Annotated in this window: 17 protein-coding genes; all 17 read left to right on the top strand. The window is 52.5% G+C overall.

Annotated features, from left to right (window positions below):
- Window positions 1–61: 61 nt before the first annotated feature.
- The 17 genes from rpsA to GV002_RS01335 all read left to right on the top strand — a co-directional run bounded on the left by rpsA (window position 62) and on the right by GV002_RS01335 (window position 17371).
- Complete coding sequence (gene rpsA, locus GV002_RS01410; protein WP_017677358.1) at window positions 62–1744, top strand: 30S ribosomal protein S1; 1683 nt, start codon at window positions 62–64, stop codon at window positions 1742–1744.
- A gap of 420 nt (window positions 1745–2164) precedes the next feature.
- Window positions 2165–2449: an integration host factor subunit beta gene (gene ihfB, locus GV002_RS01405; RefSeq protein ID WP_003243558.1), complete on the top strand. Its 285-nt coding sequence runs from the start codon at window positions 2165–2167 to the stop codon at window positions 2447–2449.
- Window positions 2450–2746: 297 nt separating this feature from the next.
- A complete protein-coding gene (locus GV002_RS24430) occupies window positions 2747–3109 on the top strand; it encodes a hypothetical protein (protein WP_306109741.1) in 363 nt (120 codons plus the stop codon).
- Entirely contained in the window at window positions 3099–3443 is a 345-nt protein-coding gene (locus GV002_RS24425; RefSeq protein ID WP_306109740.1) for an MBL fold metallo-hydrolase RNA specificity domain-containing protein, read from the top strand. The genes GV002_RS24430 and GV002_RS24425 overlap by 11 nt, the downstream gene beginning before the upstream one ends.
- A gap of 133 nt (window positions 3444–3576) precedes the next feature.
- Window positions 3577–5022 (top strand): mannose-1-phosphate guanylyltransferase/mannose-6-phosphate isomerase, encoded by a 1446-nt coding sequence (locus GV002_RS01395; protein ID WP_160016725.1) that lies wholly within the window; start codon window positions 3577–3579, stop codon window positions 5020–5022.
- Window positions 5022–6425 (top strand): oligosaccharide flippase family protein, encoded by a 1404-nt coding sequence (locus GV002_RS01390; RefSeq protein WP_160016724.1) that lies wholly within the window; start codon window positions 5022–5024, stop codon window positions 6423–6425. Before GV002_RS01395 ends, GV002_RS01390 begins: the two co-directional genes overlap by 1 nt.
- 138 nt (window positions 6426–6563) lie before the next feature.
- On the top strand, window positions 6564–7370 hold the full coding sequence (locus GV002_RS01385) for a class I SAM-dependent methyltransferase (protein WP_160016723.1): 807 nt from the start codon (window positions 6564–6566) through the stop codon (window positions 7368–7370).
- Complete coding sequence (locus tag GV002_RS01380; RefSeq protein WP_160016722.1) at window positions 7367–8470, top strand: glycosyltransferase family 4 protein; 1104 nt, start codon at window positions 7367–7369, stop codon at window positions 8468–8470. The genes GV002_RS01385 and GV002_RS01380 overlap by 4 nt, the downstream gene beginning before the upstream one ends.
- The gene (locus GV002_RS01375) at window positions 8467–9453 is read left to right on the top strand and encodes a GDP-mannose 4,6-dehydratase (RefSeq protein ID WP_160016721.1); all 987 of its coding nucleotides are present in this window, start codon (window positions 8467–8469) and stop codon (window positions 9451–9453) included. Before GV002_RS01380 ends, GV002_RS01375 begins: the two co-directional genes overlap by 4 nt.
- A complete protein-coding gene (gene gmd / locus GV002_RS01370) occupies window positions 9450–10568 on the top strand; it encodes a GDP-mannose 4,6-dehydratase (RefSeq protein ID WP_160016720.1) in 1119 nt (372 codons plus the stop codon). The genes GV002_RS01375 and gmd overlap by 4 nt, the downstream gene beginning before the upstream one ends.
- 2 nt (window positions 10569–10570) lie before the next feature.
- The gene (locus GV002_RS01365; RefSeq protein ID WP_160016719.1) at window positions 10571–11542 is read left to right on the top strand and encodes a GDP-L-fucose synthase; all 972 of its coding nucleotides are present in this window, start codon (window positions 10571–10573) and stop codon (window positions 11540–11542) included.
- Window positions 11535–12275 carry a glycosyltransferase gene (locus GV002_RS01360; protein WP_160016718.1) on the top strand — a complete coding sequence of 247 codons (741 nt, stop codon included), beginning with the start codon at window positions 11535–11537 and terminating at the stop codon, window positions 12273–12275. The genes GV002_RS01365 and GV002_RS01360 overlap by 8 nt, the downstream gene beginning before the upstream one ends.
- 21 nt (window positions 12276–12296) lie before the next feature.
- Window positions 12297–13154, top strand: coding sequence for a glycosyltransferase family 2 protein (locus tag GV002_RS01355; protein WP_160016717.1), 858 nt, complete (start codon window positions 12297–12299; stop codon window positions 13152–13154).
- A gap of 71 nt (window positions 13155–13225) precedes the next feature.
- Window positions 13226–14197 (top strand): NAD-dependent epimerase/dehydratase family protein, encoded by a 972-nt coding sequence (locus tag GV002_RS01350; protein ID WP_160016716.1) that lies wholly within the window; start codon window positions 13226–13228, stop codon window positions 14195–14197.
- On the top strand, window positions 14197–15390 hold the full coding sequence (locus GV002_RS01345; protein ID WP_160016715.1) for a glycosyltransferase family 4 protein: 1194 nt from the start codon (window positions 14197–14199) through the stop codon (window positions 15388–15390). Before GV002_RS01350 ends, GV002_RS01345 begins: the two co-directional genes overlap by 1 nt.
- Window positions 15387–16355 carry a UDP-glucose 4-epimerase family protein gene (locus tag GV002_RS01340; protein WP_160016714.1) on the top strand — a complete coding sequence of 323 codons (969 nt, stop codon included), beginning with the start codon at window positions 15387–15389 and terminating at the stop codon, window positions 16353–16355. The genes GV002_RS01345 and GV002_RS01340 overlap by 4 nt, the downstream gene beginning before the upstream one ends.
- Window positions 16352–17371 (top strand): MraY family glycosyltransferase, encoded by a 1020-nt coding sequence (locus GV002_RS01335; RefSeq protein ID WP_160016713.1) that lies wholly within the window; start codon window positions 16352–16354, stop codon window positions 17369–17371. The genes GV002_RS01340 and GV002_RS01335 overlap by 4 nt, the downstream gene beginning before the upstream one ends.
- Window positions 17372–17406: the final 35 nt, after the last annotated feature.

Below are 17406 nucleotides of genomic sequence, written 5' to 3'. Positions count from 1 at the left end.
AACCCACATGGTCTGGAATGTGGTTTGGGCGAATCCCCGCCCTTGATCAACAGGAATCAACATGAGCGAAAGCTTTGCAGAACTATTTGAAGAAAGCCTGAAAACCCTCGACATGCAACCGGGCGCCATCATCACCGGTATCGTGGTCGACATCGACGGTGACTGGGTTACCGTCCACGCCGGCCTGAAGTCCGAGGGCGTCATCCCGCTCGACCAGTTCTTCAACGAACAAGGCGAGCTGACCATCAAGGTCGGTGACGAAGTCCACGTCGCGCTGGACGCGGTTGAAGATGGCTTCGGTGAAACCAAGCTGTCCCGCGAGAAAGCCAAGCGCGCTGAGTCCTGGCTGGTTCTGGAAGCTGCGTTCAACGCTGAAGAAGTGGTCAAGGGCGTTATCAACGGTAAGGTCAAAGGCGGCTTCACCGTTGACGTCAACGGCATCCGCGCGTTCCTGCCGGGTTCCCTGGTTGACGTCCGTCCGGTGCGTGATACCACTCACCTGGAAGGCAAAGAGCTGGAATTCAAGGTCATCAAACTGGACCAGAAGCGCAACAACGTTGTCGTTTCCCGTCGCAGCGTCCTGGAAGCCGAGAACAGCGCCGAGCGCGAAGCTCTGCTGGAATCCCTGCAGGAAGGTCAGCAAGTCAAAGGTATCGTCAAGAACCTCACCGACTACGGTGCGTTCGTTGACCTGGGCGGCGTAGACGGCCTGCTGCACATCACCGACATGGCTTGGAAGCGCATCAAGCACCCGTCCGAGATCGTCAACGTTGGCGACGAGATCGACGTCAAGGTTCTGAAGTACGATCGCGAGCGTAACCGCGTATCCCTGGGCCTGAAGCAACTGGGCGAAGACCCATGGGTTGCCATCAAGGCTCGTTACCCGGAAAACACCCGTGTTGTTGCCCGCGTCACCAACCTCACCGACTACGGCTGCTTCGCCGAGCTGGAAGAGGGCGTGGAAGGCCTGGTACACGTTTCCGAAATGGACTGGACCAACAAGAACATCCACCCGTCGAAAGTCGTCAACGTCGGCGACGAAGTGGAAGTCATGGTTCTGGACATCGACGAAGAGCGTCGTCGTATCTCCCTGGGTATCAAGCAGTGCAAGACCAACCCGTGGGAAGACTTCTCCGGTCAGTTCAACAAGGGTGACAAGATCTCCGGCACCATCAAGTCGATCACCGATTTCGGTATCTTCATTGGTCTGGACGGCGGCATCGACGGCCTGGTTCACCTGTCCGACATTTCCTGGAACGAAGCCGGCGAAGAAGCCGTGCGTCGCTTCAAGAAGGGCGACGAGCTGGAAACCGTCATCCTGTCGGTTGACCCGGAGCGCGAGCGCATCTCCCTGGGCATCAAGCAGCTGGAAGACGATCCGTTCAGCAACTACGTCTCCATCAACGACAAGGGCACCATCGTCCGTGGCGTTGTGAAAGAAGTAGACGCCAAGGGCGCCATCATCGATCTGGGCAACGAGATCGAAGCTACCCTGAAAGCCTCCGAAATCAGCCGTGACCGCGTTGAAGACGCGCGCAACGTCCTGAAAGAAGGCGACGAAGTAGAAGCCAAGATCATCAGCGTCGACCGCAAGTCCCGCGTCATCAGCCTGTCCGTCAAGTCGAAAGACGTTGAAGACGAGAAAGACGCGATGAAGGAACTGCGTAACAAGCAAGACGTTGAAAGCACCGGCCCGACCACCATTGGTGATCTGATCCGTGCACAGATGGAAAACCAGAACTAAGTTCGGGTAATTCATCAAAAAAGGGCGGCCCTCGGGCCGCCCTTTTTCGTTTCCGCATCCCGTAGGGAGCGCCGCGCGCACCAGGCGATGTTTGGCTCTGGTAAGAAGTGCATCCCTCCATTGTCTGGGAGCCGTCATGAAGCGCTGCTGGTTGGAGAAAGCGCTGCTCGCGAAGCTTTTTGCCTGTCGTTGATCACTGGGTGTGCGGATGCGCTTTGGTTCGGCCGTCCAGGGGGGCTTGCCATTCCCGGGGTCGGCAAACCGTTTTATGTCCCCGATGTGAGCCTCTTGCGTGTCGTATGGCGCGGTACTGTCCCCGTATTGCGCTAACACCTTGTTTTTTAGGCTGTTCAAAAGCTGACCCGCGTGCTACAACCGAACCGTCGAGTCTTCTAGCCGCTTGAAAAAGAAGGGAAAACCATGACCAAGTCGGAGTTGATCGAAAGAATTGTCACTCATCAGGGTCAGCTGTCCTCCAAGGATGTCGAGTTAGCCATCAAGACCATGCTGGAGCAAATGTCCCAGGCACTGGCCACGGGGGATCGCATCGAGATTCGTGGCTTTGGCAGCTTCTCGCTGCATTACCGCGCGCCGCGCGTTGGGCGCAACCCGAAAACCGGCCAATCTGTCCGCCTGGATGGCAAGTTCGTGCCGCATTTCAAGCCGGGTAAGGAGCTGCGTGACCGGGTCAATGAGGACGAGTGACTGCGCTTTTTCCTTCTTGAGAGTGTCATTCTCCTGATCAGGCGGTCGCCTGGCGTCACGCTTTTGTCATGCTTGCGAAATCATGGAAAACCGGCAAAATGACCGGGCTTTCACAGGGCGCGCCGTTGCCAAATTTCCAGCTGGTTCAGTTAATTACCATTCTCTGAACAGTCATCCGCACTACTGGGCCGAGTCCCTTTAAATTCGCCAGCGTTAAGGGATTGACTCGTGCGGTACCCCTCCATTGTTCATAACGGCGCCATAGCAGGCGTGACGGGCTCATGTCATCAGCTGCAGGTGGACGATAAGCATGCGCTGCTGATTGACTGCAGCCTCTTTCAAGGCGCCGAAACCTCTTCTGCGGGCCGGGCAGGCGCAGGCAGCCTCGCACCTGACTTCTCTCTGGGCGGCAAGGCACTGGTCGCAACCCATGCTCATGTCGGCCGCGTGGGCCGCATACCCTGCGTCCTCGAAAATGCCTTCAAGCTCGGTTTCAGCCACGACCAAAAACAGGTCAAGCGCGCCTTCAAGTTGAGCGAGCTGCCTATCGTCGCCTTAACGCAAACCGCTCAGCCAGCTATTGCCATCGCTGGCAACGGCATGTGCTCCAGTTGGCGTATCGTCAACTACCTGAAGGCAGTGGTCAGTGATGAGCGATGATGTGCTATGCGTCGGCTGCCAGGCTGAAGGTACGTCCGGGAGACAGAGCCAGCACGTTGGCCAGCGTAATTGCTATGTGGAATTTGACGGGGAACGCTATGACATTCGGGCTCAGGTGCATACCATAGGCGGTTATTCAACTCATGCGGATCAGTCAGGGTTGTTAAGGTTTGTCAGTCGTATGAGCGCGTGGCCAAATGAAATCCGTCCGGTACATGGCGAGAAGCCAGCTAGACGTGCTTTGGCTGGTGCATTGCGAGAGCGCTATGTCGACCAGAGCAGTGATGTGGACATCCTGTTGCCAGGCATTGATGAGGAGACCGGGATGGGGTGAGCCGTTGCCATTCCTTTGCGTAGGCGCCCAGTAGATCTGAGGCTTTGTCACTCTATCTAGAGTTTGATTGGGCCGGAAAGAAACCGGTTTGCCATTGCCTAGATAAGTACCCATCACACAGGTTCAACGTTTCATGATGCCAACTAACCCCATTCAACCAGTAGTGCTGTGCGGCGGATCAGGTACGCGGCTGTGGCCGTTGTCGCGGTCAGGCTTTCCAAAGCAGTTCCTTTGCCTGGTAGGCAATGACAGCTTGTTCCAACAGTCCATAAAGCGCCTCCTAGGTGGCGGTGAGTCGAGCGGGGCCCCTTCCTTGCCTTACATCGTTTGCAATGAAGAACACCGCTTTCTTGCACAAGAGCAACTCAGGGAGCTTGGGGTCAACAATGCGACATTCCTGCTCGAGCCAGTAGGGCGTAACACCGCGCCGGCACTGACACTGGCTGCCTTGGCTGCACGCGAAGCAGGAACAGATCCAGTGCTCGTGGTTACCCCGGCAGATCAAGCCATCACTGACGACGAAGCTTTCCGCGTTGCGATGCAGCGGGCGGTTGAGTCTGCGCTTGAGGACAACATCGTCATTCTCGGCATTACCCCTGACAGGCCTGAAACCGGCTATGGCTATATCAAGGTGGCTTCTAATAGCGAGACGGTTGCAGCTGTCGAGCGCTTTGTAGAGAAACCCGACCGGGACACTGCTCAAGCCTACCTGGATGAGGGCGGTTACTACTGGAATGCAGGCTTATTCGTACTCAAGGCGTCGGTATGGTTAGCGGCCCTGGAGAGCTTTCGACCCGATATTCTTCAGGCTGCCTTGAAGAGCTGGACGGAAAAGCGGATTGATGGCGCCTTTATTCGGCCTGATAGCGAAGCTTTTGCTGCAACACCTAGCGAATCGATCGATTACGCCGTTATGGAGAAATGTCCCGGTAGTGGCTTTCCCATCAGAATGCTACCTCTGAATGCCGGCTGGAGTGACTTGGGTGCGTGGGATGCCGTGTGGGATGTTTCGCCTAAGAATGATGAAGGCAATGCCGTTCATGGCGATGTGCTGATAACTGAAAGCAGTAATTCGCTTGTACACGCCAGTAGCCGTCTTGTGGCACTTGCCGGCGTTGAGAACCTCGTGGTGATTGAAACAGCAGATGCGGTTCTGGTTGCAGATAGAAGTCGCTGCCAGGACGTTAAACAGATTGTGAGCCTGCTTAACCAGCAGTCTCGCGAGGAGCACACCCTTCACCGTAAGGTACACCGCCCATGGGGCTGGTATGACAGCATCGATGAGGGTGGACGCTTCAAGGTCAAGCGTATACAGGTCAACCCCAAAGCGAGCCTGAGCCTACAAAAACACCATCATCGTGCCGAGCACTGGATCGTAGTGCAGGGCACCGCAGAAATTACGCGGGGTAGTGAAACGCTGCTGCTCAGCGAGAACCAGAGCACCTATATCCCCCTAGGGGAGGTTCACCGTTTGGCTAATCCTGGAAGTATTCCGCTAGAGATCATCGAAGTGCAGTCCGGTAGTTATTTGGGTGAAGACGATATTGTACGTCTCGAAGATACCTATGGACGTAGATGATGAGATTATTAACCTTGTCGCGCTACTTGCGATTTAAACCTTTTGATGAGAGCACCGAAGAGGGGGTGAGGTCCGAACGTTATCGAAGGGCCTTATGGACCATGCTTGCCAACGTTTTCGGACGCGGTGCGTCTATGCTTGTCATGGTGTTGGCTGTTAGCTTGACAATTCCTTACTTAGGGGTGGAAAGATTCGGTGCCTGGATGACTGTGGTTAGTCTGGCAGGGCTCCTAATATTTTTGGATCTTGGAATTGGAAATGCGTTAACGAATAGGGTCGCTAAAATCAATGCCGAGGGCGGAAGAGTATGTGATGTCATTTCTGGTGGTTTGCTATTCCTGCTGTTGGTGTCCGTGATTGTTCTGATTGTCTTGAGCTTGATTGCCACTATCTTGCCATGGGATAAACTGATTAAGACTGATGATTCCTCTCTCTGGGAGGAGTTTAGAGATGCAGGGCTTAGTTTTGCTGTAATATTTTCTATTAGTTTGTTTTTTGGTGGTGTTCATCGGGTTTTTGCTGGTCTCCAAAGAGCCTATGAGTCTCATTTGGCTAGTGTTGTTTCGGCGGGGATGTCACTTATTTTATTATTTGTTGGTGCTAAATATGAGTGCGGGATAGTTTTCCTGTTGTGGGCTACTTTGGGGTGTCAGCAAATTTCCGGAGTTTTTTTATTGCTTAGACTTTGGTGGCAGGATCTTTTTGGCTTTAAAAATGGCCTGTTTTTTATGCGTATTGAGAAAGATAACTTGATTCAGGTGGGTGGGCTGTTTTTAGTTTTGCAGTTGGCTTCTATTGTTTATGTGGGAATGGATGCTCTGTTGATATCGAGTGTCTTAGGTGCTGCGCATGTGGCTATATATGCAGTGGTGCAGCGTTTGTTTCAGTTCGTAAGTATACCTCTCTCTATTATTAATGCGCCGCTGTGGGCTGCTTATGCGGATGCTTACACAAGGAGAGATGGCTTTTTTATTGTTCATACATTTAGGAGGAGTTTGTTTTTAACTGCTTTGATCGGTTTATTTGGAGGAGGGGTTCTGTGGGTTTTTAGTCAGGATGTTATCGGGTTTTGGACTGGCGGTGGTCTGAGCGTGCCTATGTCTTTGGTTGGAGCTTTTTTTGTTGTGATGGTTGTAGAGTCTTTAGGGCATGCGTTAGCCATGGCTCTGAATGGATGTGGCTTTATTAGGGAGCAGGTTTTTTTTGCTATGGTAATGATTTTTTTTGGTGTAACTTTCAAGGTTTTAGGTTTCTTTCTTTATGGGATCGAGGGGATGCTATGGGTTTGGGCATTAGTCTATTCTCTTTGTGCGGTTTCTCTATATGGGGTTCTGTGGCGGCAAAAGATAGCTAGAGCGATGTCGTGCTCTGTTGGGTCGCGTAATGATATGCAATCTTCTTAATGTGGGTTGTGTTTATTTGATGTAGTGACTTTTTTGAAGATATTTTGCGAGAGGTAATGGGGCGCCGATTTTTTTTGTGGGGCTCTGCTTCTATTTTTTAGATGGCTATTTGGCCGATATGGATTTGGGATTAAAGCTGTGGATGAAGTTAAATGTTCGATATGCCAGGGTCAAATGGCGCATGTTTTCTCTGCGGTACTGCTGGGGAAATATAATGCGGATTATATGGTATGCCAATCGTGTGGTTATCTAAAGGTTCATGAGCCGTATTGGCTGAGCGAAGCTTATTCCTCTGCTATTGCTGATGCTGATACAGGGCTGGTCTCACGAAATTTTTCGATAGCCGAAAAGCTTTCATCCTTATTGTTTTGGGAAATGGCAGAGCGTGGCGGCGGGCGGTATTTAGACTCTGCTGGTGGCTATGGAATGTTGACCAGGTTGATGAGGGATTATGGCTTTGATTTTTACTGGTCTGATAAGTATTGTGAAAATACGCTGGCCTGTGGGTTTGAATATGATGCTGAGGTTGGTAAATGTGTTGCGGTAACGGCTATGGAAGTTTTGGAGCATGTAATAGATCCTGTTATGCATGTAAAAGAAATTCTTTCTTGTGCAAATGCTGATACATTAATTTTTTCGACTGAGCTTTATAATGGTGCTCCCCCTAATCCGGCGGAATGGTGGTATTACTCGCTTCCTACGGGGCAGCACATTGGTTTTTTTCAGCTTCGGACGCTGCAAGTGCTTGCTGATAAGTTGGGGCTTAATTTCTATAGTGCCAACGGGATTCATATCTTCACGAAACGAAGACTAAGGAAGAACTGGTTGCGTATTGTTACCAGTTCTTATTTTTCGAAAGCTACTGCTCCTTTGCTCCGCCGTCTTATGAAGTCAAAAACAATGGATGACCATCGCAAAATGTTAAGCTCGGTGTCAAAGTCATGAGAGTCGTCTATGACCACCAGATTTTTTCTTCCCAGCGCTATGGTGGTATTTCTCGTTATTTTTTTGAGTTAGCCAAAGGTTTAGCAGAGGTTGTTGGCGATGATGGCAGTGTTAACGTCAATAGTCCTTTCTTCATAAATAATTATTTGTCAGGTGCGCCTTCTTCCTTAGGCGTGCTTGGGAAACACATGCCTGCGTTCCGCGGGGCGGAAAGATTCTGTCGCGCGTCTAATATGGTTCTTTCACCGTTGCTTATGAGGGCACTTAGACCCAGTATTGTGCACGAAACCTATTATTCCATCCGCCCCTCAGCTCCCCGTTCCAGTCGTACCGTCATTACGGTTTATGACATGATTCACGAATTATTTCCTCAATCTTTTTCGGAGAAAGATAAAACCTGTGCCGTCAAGCGCCGAGCTGTCCAGAGGGCTGATCATGTGATCTGTATCTCTGAACATACGCGACAAGATCTTGTTCGTTTGCTCGATGTGCCAGTTGAAAAAACGTCGGTTGTTCACCTCGGTTTTTCTCTTACTGCCTCTTGCATTGACGATGAGAAGGCGCCAGTGCGTCCATATTTGCTCTATGTCGGAATGCGTGGTGGCTACAAGAATTTTGAGACATTGCTTCAGGCATATGCTAGCCAGCCATGGCTAAAAGAGAATTTTGATCTTGTTGCTTTTGGCGGCGGTGAATTCACTGCCCATGAGCGTAGTGTTATCGAACGACTGAATGTTGTTGCTCAAGTTCGTCAGCAGGACGGTAGCGATCAGGTTCTTGCAGCGCGTTACAAGCAGGCTGCTCTTTTTGTGTATCCTTCCCTTTATGAAGGCTTTGGCATTCCTCCTCTGGAGGCCATGAGTTATGGCTGCCCTGTTGTTTGTAGTAATACCAGCTCTATTCCTGAAGTTGTAGGTGCTGCTGCTAAAATGTTTGATCCTTATTCTGCAGAGTCATTGGCCATGGCTCTGTTTGAGGTCTTGCAGAGTTCTGAAAAATGCGAAGAGCTAAGGCAGCTCGGGCTGGCGCGCGTGAAGGAGTTCTCATGGAATCGCTGCGCTCTAGAAACTCACGCTATCTATCAACGGGTTCTGTCATGAAGGCATTGATTTGTGGTATCGGCGGGCAAGATGGTAGCTATCTAGCAAAGCTCTTATTGGAAAAGGGATACGAGGTTATTGGTACGTCGCGTGATTCGATGATCGCTCCGTTTACCAATCTTGAGCGTCTGGGTATAAAGCAAAAAGTTAGCCTGTTTTCGATGGCTATCAATGACTTTCGTAGTGTACTGACGGTAATTGATACTCATCGGCCAAATGAAATCTACAACCTTGCTGGTCAAACGTCCGTAGGCCTTTCCTTTGAGCAGCCTGTCGAGGCGATGGAAAGCATCGCGCAGGGAACGCTTAATATGCTGGAGGCGATTCGTTTTGTTGATCCAGCTATTCGTTTTTATAACGCAGGCTCCAGCGAATGCTATGGTGATACGGGAGCGGATGGCGCTGATGAGGGGCGTCCATTCTGGCCTCGCAGTCCGTATGCAGTGGCGAAAGCCTCCGCCTATTGGTTGACACGTAGTTATCGCGAATCCTATGGCTTGCATGCTAGCACGGGCATTCTGTTCAATCATGAATCACCGTTGCGCCCGGAGCGGTTTGTAACGCAGAAGATTGTTCGAGCAGCTGCTCGTATTGCTGCCGGAAGTAAAGAAAAATTGAAATTGGGTAATATCGATATTTACAGGGATTGGGGGTGGGCGCCTGATTATGTTGATGCAATGTGGCGAATGTTGCAGCAGGATCAGGCTGGTGATTATGTAGTGGCTACAGGTGAGTCCTGTGCTCTTGAAGAATTTGTTCGGAAGGCGTTTGTTTACTTTGGTCTTGACTGGCATGATCATGTCACTACCAATCGAGATTTGTTTCGCCCGTCTGATATAAAATATAGTTGCGGCAATCCTCTCAAGGCTAAGCAAGAATTGAACTGGTCAGCAACTTATAAGGTTGATGATGTGATATCTGCTATGTGCTCAGAGGCTGTTCAGCAAGAACTTTCAATGCGTAATCAGGAATTAAAAACATGAAAAAGGCTCTTATCACTGGAGTGACTGGTCAGGACGGTTCCTACCTCGCCGAGCTTTTGCTGGAAAAAGGCTACGAAGTACATGGCATCAAGCGTCGTGCTTCATCGTTCAATACTCAGCGCGTAGATCATATCTACCAGGACCCGCATGTCGAGCATCAGAATTTTGTGCTTCATTATGGTGATCTAACCGACTCTTCCAATCTCACTCGTATTCTGCAGGAGATCCAGCCGGATGAGGTGTACAACCTTGGCGCCCAGTCTCACGTAGCCGTGAGTTTCGAGTCGCCGGAGTACACCGCCGATGTAGATGCTATGGGTACCTTGCGTATTCTCGAGGCCATTCGTTTGTTGGGGCTGGAGAAAAAGACACGTTTCTATCAGGCTTCGACCTCAGAGCTGTACGGCCTGGTGCAAGAGATTCCTCAAAAGGAAACGACACCTTTCTACCCGCGTTCGCCCTACGCTGTAGCCAAGCTATATGCTTACTGGATTACCGTGAATTATCGTGAGGCATACGGGATGTATGCTTGTAACGGAATTCTGTTCAACCACGAATCGCCACGTCGTGGCGAAACCTTCGTGACCCGCAAGATCACCCGAGGTTTGGCGAATATCGCCCAGGGGCTGGAGAAGTGCCTGTATATGGGCAATATGGATGCACTGCGTGACTGGGGGCATGCGAAGGACTACGTACGCATGCAGTGGATGATGTTGCAACAGGATCAGCCCGATGATTTTGTGATCGCGACCGGCGTGCAGTATTCCGTGCGTCAGTTCATCGAATGGTCTGCAGCAGAGCTTGGCATTACATTGCGCTTCGAAGGGCAGGGCGTGGATGAGGTCGCAATCATCGAGGCTATCGAGGGCAATAAGGCGCCGGCGCTCAGTGTGGGCGATGTCGTGGTGCGTGTTGACCCTCGCTATTTCCGTCCAGCCGAAGTGGAAACACTGCTGGGTGATCCTGCCAAAGCCAAGCAAAAGCTAGGCTGGGTGCCTGAAATCACTGTGCAGGAAATGTGCGCTGAGATGGTATGTGAAGATCTTAAGGCCGCACAGCGCCATGCGTTGCTCAAGAAGTACGGCCACGATGTGCCGGTGTCGGTGGAGAATTGAACGTGGCGCATCACTTTAACCAGACGGTTTTCGTTGCCGGCCATCGGGGAATGGTTGGCTCGGCGATTGTCAGGCATCTCAATGCGTTGGGTTACAGCAATATACTCACAGCGGCTCGTGGTGAACTGAATCTGCTCGATCAGGCAGCAGTGCAGCATTACTTTCAAACGCATCAAATTGACCAGGTTTACCTGGCTGCCGCGAAGGTCGGGGGTATACATGCCAACAATACTTATCCCGCTGAGTTCATCTACGAAAATCTCATGGTCGAGGCTAATGTCATTCATAGCGCCCATCAGGCCGGTGTGCAGAAATTGCTTTTCCTTGGATCATCCTGCATCTACCCTCGACTGGCTCCCCAGCCTATGTCCGAAGATGCGTTGCTTGCCGGCGCCCTTGAACCTACAAATGAACCCTATGCCATTGCCAAGATTGCGGGTATTAAACTCTGCGAAAGTTATAACCGTCAGTACGGGCGCGACTATCGCAGTGTGATGCCAACGAACCTGTACGGCCCTGGCGACAACTATCACCCAGAAAACAGTCATGTGATTCCGGCGCTTATCCGTCGTTTTCACGAGGCCAAGTTGAAAGGTGATGCTGAGGTCGTGGTTTGGGGGAGCGGTACGCCTCGTCGAGAGTTTCTCTATGTCGATGACATGGCTGCAGCTAGTGTGCATGTCATGAGTCTCCTACCTGAGCAGTGGCAAGGGGCGGTAGTCCCCATGTGCTCGCACATCAACGTAGGGTGCGGTCATGATCAGAGCATTCGTGAGGTGGCAGTGCTGGTTGCGAGTGTGGTCGGATATGCTGGTCGTGTGGTGTTCGACACAACCAAGCCAGATGGAGCGCCCCGTAAACTTATGAATAGCGCCAAGCTCACGGCTTTGGGTTGGGAGCCAGAGGTGGGTCTGGAGCTCGGCCTGAAGCGTGCCTACGAGGCGTTCTTGCTTGGGGGCAGTAATCATGGGTAGTGATAAGCCTACTCTTAGTGTCATCACTGCTACTTACAACGCTGTCGAAGTGCTGCCTGAATTGCTTGCATCGCTGCGCGCGCAAACCGATCTGGATTTTGAGTGGGTGGTAATGGACGCTGTATCCACGGACGGCACAGTAGCTATCCTGGATGGCGTCAAGGATTTGCGTCTGGTTTGCCGCTCAGAGCCGGATTTTGGAATTTACGATGCCTTGAATAAGGCAATCAGGCTTTGTTCTGGTGAATACTATTTAGTTATTGGTGCGGACGATCTTCTTGCTCCTGATGCTGTTGCTAACTATAAGTTGTGGGCGGCGAAAAGTGGCGCAGATATTGTGACAGCCTCGGTTTCGTATGGGGCTATCGTGAAAAAGGTGCCGGCCGGCCCTTCCTGGTTACGAGGGCAAATGGCCTTCGTAACCTCGCATGCTGTTGGATCTATTTACAAGAAGGCTCTTCATGCTCAACGGGATATAGGCTTTTATTCCCGGCTCTATCCTATTGCGGCGGATCAGCTTTTCATCCTGCGTGCAGTAAGGCAGGGTGCTCGTATCTGTGTGGCAGAATTTTTTGCCGGCAGGTTTGGCGATGATGGAGTTAGTTCTACTGATATTCTAGGTACGCTGACGGAATTTTTCCGGATTCAGATGCAATTCGAGTGGCGTCCGCTGCAGATATTGCTGTTCATGTTGCGCTTGATAAAACATTCTCCGCGCCTCATGCGCCCTTGACGGTTTTTTGTGAGCACCGGTGTGCCTGATTTGATTGATAAAGATCTGATGGAAGTAGAGCTCTCGCTAATTTGCAGGGAGCACGCTTCGGTAAGTGTCGTTATTCCGTGTTTTCGGTGCGCTGACTCGATTGTTCGTGCTGTGGAGTCTATTGCCTCTCAAACGCTCCTGCCGTTAGAAGTCATTCTGGTTGACGATTGTAGTCGGGATGGCACGGTTAATGTGCTATTTGAATTGCAGGCACGCTATGGCGCCAGTTGGCTAAAGGTTTGCGCGTTGCCTGATAATGGCGGGCCTGGTACAGCCCGTAATGCAGGATGGAAACTTGCCCAGGGAAAATATGTCGCGTTCCTTGATTCTGATGACAGTTGGCATCCTCAAAAGATAGAGCTGCAGTACACTTGGATGGTTGAGCATCCTGATGTTATCTTGACCAGCCATTTTGTGACAATGAGTGATGGGTGCCAAAAAAATATAGTCGGCGATATAGCTCCGCCGCTTCGAGTGTCGAGGCAGCAGCTGCTGATATCCAATCGCTTTCCTACGTCTACCGTAATGGTGCAGCGCAATATCGAGCAGCGTTTTGCGGACGGGCAACGTTATTGCGAAGATTATCGGCTCTGGCTTCATGTTTGCTTTTTTGTTGGCGAATGTTATCGGTTCGATCAGGCGCTGGCTTATAACTATAAAGCCGTGTACGGAGCTACGGGGCTTAGTGGGCGTTTGTGGGAGATGGAGAAAGGTGAGCTTGCCAGCTATTGGAGTTTATATCGTGCTGGAGGTATCAGTTTCTGGGGCGTGACTCTTTGGTCGAGCCTCTCGTTTGTGAAGTTCATGCGTCGGGTGCTTCTGGTTCATTTTTTTGCGCGCGCTCAGTGAATGTCTATATTTGATTTTCTCCTTCCTGAAGCATACGTTTCACTGTGCTTTGCCAATTTAGAGATGCTCAGTTGAAAATTCTTTTAGTTGGTGGCGCTGGTTTTATAGGTAAAAGGCTGACCCATTTGCTGCTTGAGGCAGGTCATGAGGTGCGTGCGTTGTCACGCCAAGCGCGATCTGCTCATGGTGGTAATTCGAAGCTTGAGTGGCTGCAGCTTGATTTGCTTGATCGCAGCAGTGATCTTGATGCTGCTGTTGAAGGCTGTTCGCTGGTTTTCAATTGCGCTGGTGAATTACGTAATGAAGCGCTGATGGAGGCGCTGCATGTCGACGCCACTGCTCGTTTGCTGGCTGCCAGCAAGCGTCAGGCCAAGATTTCAGGCCGTCCATTGCATTGGGTTCAGCTTAGTAGCGTAGGCGCTTATGGCCCACCTGTTTGCGCGAGTGCTGAGCGTACGATCACTGAGGAAAGCCTACCGGCTCCGCGTGGTGCATACGAAGTGACCAAGACGAAGGCTGATGATCTTGTTATCGGCAATGCTCAGCCTGGTGTGCTGACGGTTTCCATTTTGCGTCCGTCCAATGTCTTTGGTCCGGGAATGCCCAATGGTTCGCTGCGCCATTGGGGGCGCATCATTCAGCAGCGTCTTTTTTTCTATGTGGGTGCACCTGGGGCGGTATCGACTTACGTGCATGTGGACGACGTAGTCGAGGCCTTGATGCTATGCGGATTCGCACCGGCCGCCCAAGGCCAGGTCTTCAACCTATCTAACGATTGCACCCAGGAAGAGCTTGTTGAAGCTATGGCCAGACATTTGGGGGCAGGGCGACCGTTTATTCGACTGCCGGAGGTTCTGGCCAGGACTTTGGCGGCAGGTGGCAGTTGGCTGAAGCGTTTTCCCTTGACTCACGCCAGAGTCGATTCGCTCGTCGGGCGTACGCATTACAGCTGTCAGAAATTGGAGGCCGTGCTGGGGTACCGGCCGAGTCGCGCCATTCCAGATTACATCGGTGAGGTGTTCATACATGACGAGGCGAACTGATGTCTGATGCCGAACCGCTATTGGCTGGAGTGAAGATTGCCCGTGTTTCCACGGTAGCCTTCTTTGTCGAGACACAATTGAAAGCGCAACTGGGAGCTGTCTCTGATGCAGGTGTCGAGCTGACGGTGATTGCGAGTGATGAAACGCTGGCCTTCCAGCTTCCCGGTATGCGCTATGTGTCTATTGATATTCCACGCAAGATCCATCCTCTGCGCGATCTAGTAGCTTTGTGGCGGCTGTGGCGTTTCTTTTGGCGCGAGGATTTCGACATCGTTCATTCCACGACGCCTAAGGCTGGCCTGCTGTGTAGCATTGCGGCCTTTCTTGCTGGCGTCCCCATACGCTTGCACACCTTTACTGGCCAGCCCTGGGTGGGGTTGAGCGGCGTCAAACATTGGTTGTCGAAGTCCAGTGATTGGTTGATCGCCAAGCTGAATACTCATTGCTATGCCGATAGTCCGAGCCAGCGGCGTTTTATCGTCGATAGTGGTGTCGCATGTGAGTCGTCGATTGGGGTGATCGGAGGCGGTTCTCTTGCGGGGATTGACCTGGAGCGTTTCGAACCGGACCGTTTCACAGCAGAAGAATGCCTGGCCCTGCGTCATGATTTGGGCATTCCTGACGGCGCTGCAGTATTGCTGTTTGTTGGCCGCTTCACCCCTGACAAGGGTATTGCCGAGTTACTGTCTGCTTACGATGAGCTAGTGCAGCGAGGGCTCGCCGCAAGTTTGGTATTGCTTGGTCCGCTGGAGACGGATAGCGAGACCTTTCTTGGAGCATTGTCGGTTCAGGGTCGTGCAGGTGTTAAGATGCCGGGCTTTTCGCCGGAGCCGGAGCGCTTTATGGCAATCGCCGACCTTTTGGTGTTGCCAAGCTATCGCGAAGGTTTCGGTACTGTGGTGTTGGAGGCCGCTGCGATGGGGGTCCCTGCGATCGGCACCGCGATTTATGGACTTAGTGATGCCGTGGAGCACGGCAGTACTGGCCTGCTGGTGCCTGTGCGTGACTCCGGCGCCCTGGCCTTGGCGATGGAGTCGCTTTTGCGCGACGCTGACAGGCGCAGGGCGATGGGCAAGGCCGCCCAGCATCGAGCCAGGGAGTCTTTTTCCTCGTCTGTGATGAGTGACCTGCTGCTCGCTCAGTACATCCACTGGCTTGAGAAATTGCGTGTGCATAAGGGTGTAAAAGGGTGAGCCTGTCTGTCCTAGTAACTGGTGCCTCGGGCTTTGTCGGGAGGGCTCTGGTTGGGCGCTTATCTTCCGATGCGCGGCGTTTGCAGGTGCGTGCAGCATCACGCCGGGGCGAGGTATATGACGCCCTGGTTCAGGGCTTTCGTGCGCCTGATCTGGGTGCTAACGCTGACTGGCATGCCGCTTTGCGGGGGGTGCAGGCAGTATTTCACTGTGCCGCTCGCGTTCATGTGATGAACGAGCAGTCGGCTGACCCGTTGGCTGAGTTTCGCCGTGTCAATGTCGAGGGTACTTTGCAACTGGCTCGGCAGGCAGTCGAGGCCGGTGTGCGACGTTTTATCTTCGTCAGCTCGATCAAGGTCAATGGTGAGCAGACCCTCCCAGGCAAGGCTTTTTGCGCAGATGACGAGTCGCAGGCCTGCGATCCTTATGGCATCTCCAAGCGTGAGGCGGAAGAAGGTTTGCTGGCACTGGCTGCTGAAACGGGGTTGGAGGTAGTTATTGTCCGGCCACCTCTGATTTACGGGCCAGGCGTCAAGGCCAATTTCCTCCGCATGCTGAGCTGGCTGAATAAAGAGGTTCCGTTACCGTTCGGAGCAATCGACAATCGCCGCAGCCTGGTGGCGCTGGATAATTTGGTCGATCTGCTGGTGCTCTGCCTGTCGCATCCTGCGGCCCCTGGTCAGCGCTTTCTGGTAAGTGACGGAGAGGATCTGTCGACCACTGAACTATTGCGTCGATTGGGCCTGGCTCTGGGGCGTCCTGCGCGTTTGTTACCGGTGCCGCAGGGCTTGATCAAGGTGGCCGCTTTGTTGGCCGGCCGTGCGGATCTTGGCCAGCGCATCTGTGGTTCCTTGCAGGTAAACATCGACAAAACTCGAAATCTGCTTGATTGGGCTCCGCCAGTCTCGGTCGATCAGGCGCTGGCCAAGACCGCAGTGCACTATATGGAAAATCCTAGACCATGACGCTTTTGCCTCTTGTCGCTCTATTGGCAGCTCTGGCCTTTATGTTGACTGCATTGTTGCGCCGGTATGCCTTGGCGCGCAGCTTGATGGATGTACCAAACGAGCGTAGCTCGCATAGCATCCCTACACCACGAGGCGGCGGTGTGGCGATCGTATTGGTCTACATGTTGGGGCTGTTTATAGCGCGTGAGTCTGGCCTGGAGGTTACCGACTATACGTTCTGGGCCCTGATCGGCGCTGGTGGCGGCACGGCGCTGCTGGGCTTTCTCGACGACCATGGGCACATTGCCGCGCGCTGGCGTCTACTTGGGCACTTCACTGCCGCCATTTGGGCGCTCTATTGGTTGGGCGGATTACCGCCGTTGGCCCTTTTCGGAAGTGAGTGGCAACTTGGCTGGGTTGGTCATGTACTTGCGGCACTCTACCTGGTGTGGATGCTCAACCTTTATAACTTCATGGACGGTATTGACGGACTCGCTAGCTGCGAGGCGATCTGTGTGTGTCTGTCTGCTGCGTTGTTATGTGTTGTGTCCGGTATTCAGGGCGAGAGTGTCGTGCTGCCGTTGCTGCTGGCAGCCGCTGTATTTGGTTTCTTGTTATGGAATTTCCCCCCGGCAAAGATCTTCATGGGCGATGCCGGCAGCGGCTTTCTCGGTCTGGTATTGGGGGTTTTGTCCTTGCAGGCGGGGTGGGCGAGCCCTGAGTTGTTATGGGGTTGGTTGATCCTGCTTGGGGTTTTTATCGTCGACGCCACCTATACATTGGCGCATCGTTTGTTCAGAGGCGAGCGTGTATACGAAGCTCATCGTAGCCATGCTTATCAGTTTGCCTCGCGTCATTATGGTCGGCACTTGCCGGTGACATTGGCGGTGGTTGCGATCAATCTGTTGTGGCTGTTGCCAATCGCTATGATGGTCGTCAACGGTTGGTTGGATGGTGTCCTCGGGCTTTTGCTTGCCTACATTCCCTTGGGCGCGCTCGCCCGGCATTTTCGCGCCGGTATGCCTGAGCGTTGAGCTGTTGCGGGCCTAATGAGCGCAGAATGATGGAT

The organism is Pseudomonas sp. 8O (assembly GCF_902506495.1).
Classification (GTDB): domain Bacteria; phylum Pseudomonadota; class Gammaproteobacteria; order Pseudomonadales; family Pseudomonadaceae; genus Aquipseudomonas; species Aquipseudomonas chaetocerotis.
Note: the sequence above shows the minus strand (reverse complement) of the source record. Positions and strands in the feature narration are given on the sequence as shown.

Coding starts and splice junctions, on each gene's coding strand:
- rpsA (WP_017677358.1), top strand. CDS start 62: ATGAGCGAAAGCTTTGCAGAACTATTTGAAGAAAGCCTGAAAACCCTC.
- ihfB (WP_003243558.1), top strand. CDS start 2,165: ATGACCAAGTCGGAGTTGATCGAAAGAATTGTCACTCATCAGGGTCAG.
- GV002_RS24425 (WP_306109740.1), top strand. CDS start 3,099: ATGAGCGATGATGTGCTATGCGTCGGCTGCCAGGCTGAAGGTACGTCC.
- GV002_RS01395 (WP_160016725.1), top strand. CDS start 3,577: ATGATGCCAACTAACCCCATTCAACCAGTAGTGCTGTGCGGCGGATCA.
- GV002_RS01390 (WP_160016724.1), top strand. CDS start 5,022: ATGAGATTATTAACCTTGTCGCGCTACTTGCGATTTAAACCTTTTGAT.
- GV002_RS01380 (WP_160016722.1), top strand. CDS start 7,367: ATGAGAGTCGTCTATGACCACCAGATTTTTTCTTCCCAGCGCTATGGT.
- GV002_RS01375 (WP_160016721.1), top strand. CDS start 8,467: ATGAAGGCATTGATTTGTGGTATCGGCGGGCAAGATGGTAGCTATCTA.
- gmd (WP_160016720.1), top strand. CDS start 9,450: ATGAAAAAGGCTCTTATCACTGGAGTGACTGGTCAGGACGGTTCCTAC.
- GV002_RS01360 (WP_160016718.1), top strand. CDS start 11,535: ATGGGTAGTGATAAGCCTACTCTTAGTGTCATCACTGCTACTTACAAC.
- GV002_RS01345 (WP_160016715.1), top strand. CDS start 14,197: ATGTCTGATGCCGAACCGCTATTGGCTGGAGTGAAGATTGCCCGTGTT.
- GV002_RS01335 (WP_160016713.1), top strand. CDS start 16,352: ATGACGCTTTTGCCTCTTGTCGCTCTATTGGCAGCTCTGGCCTTTATG.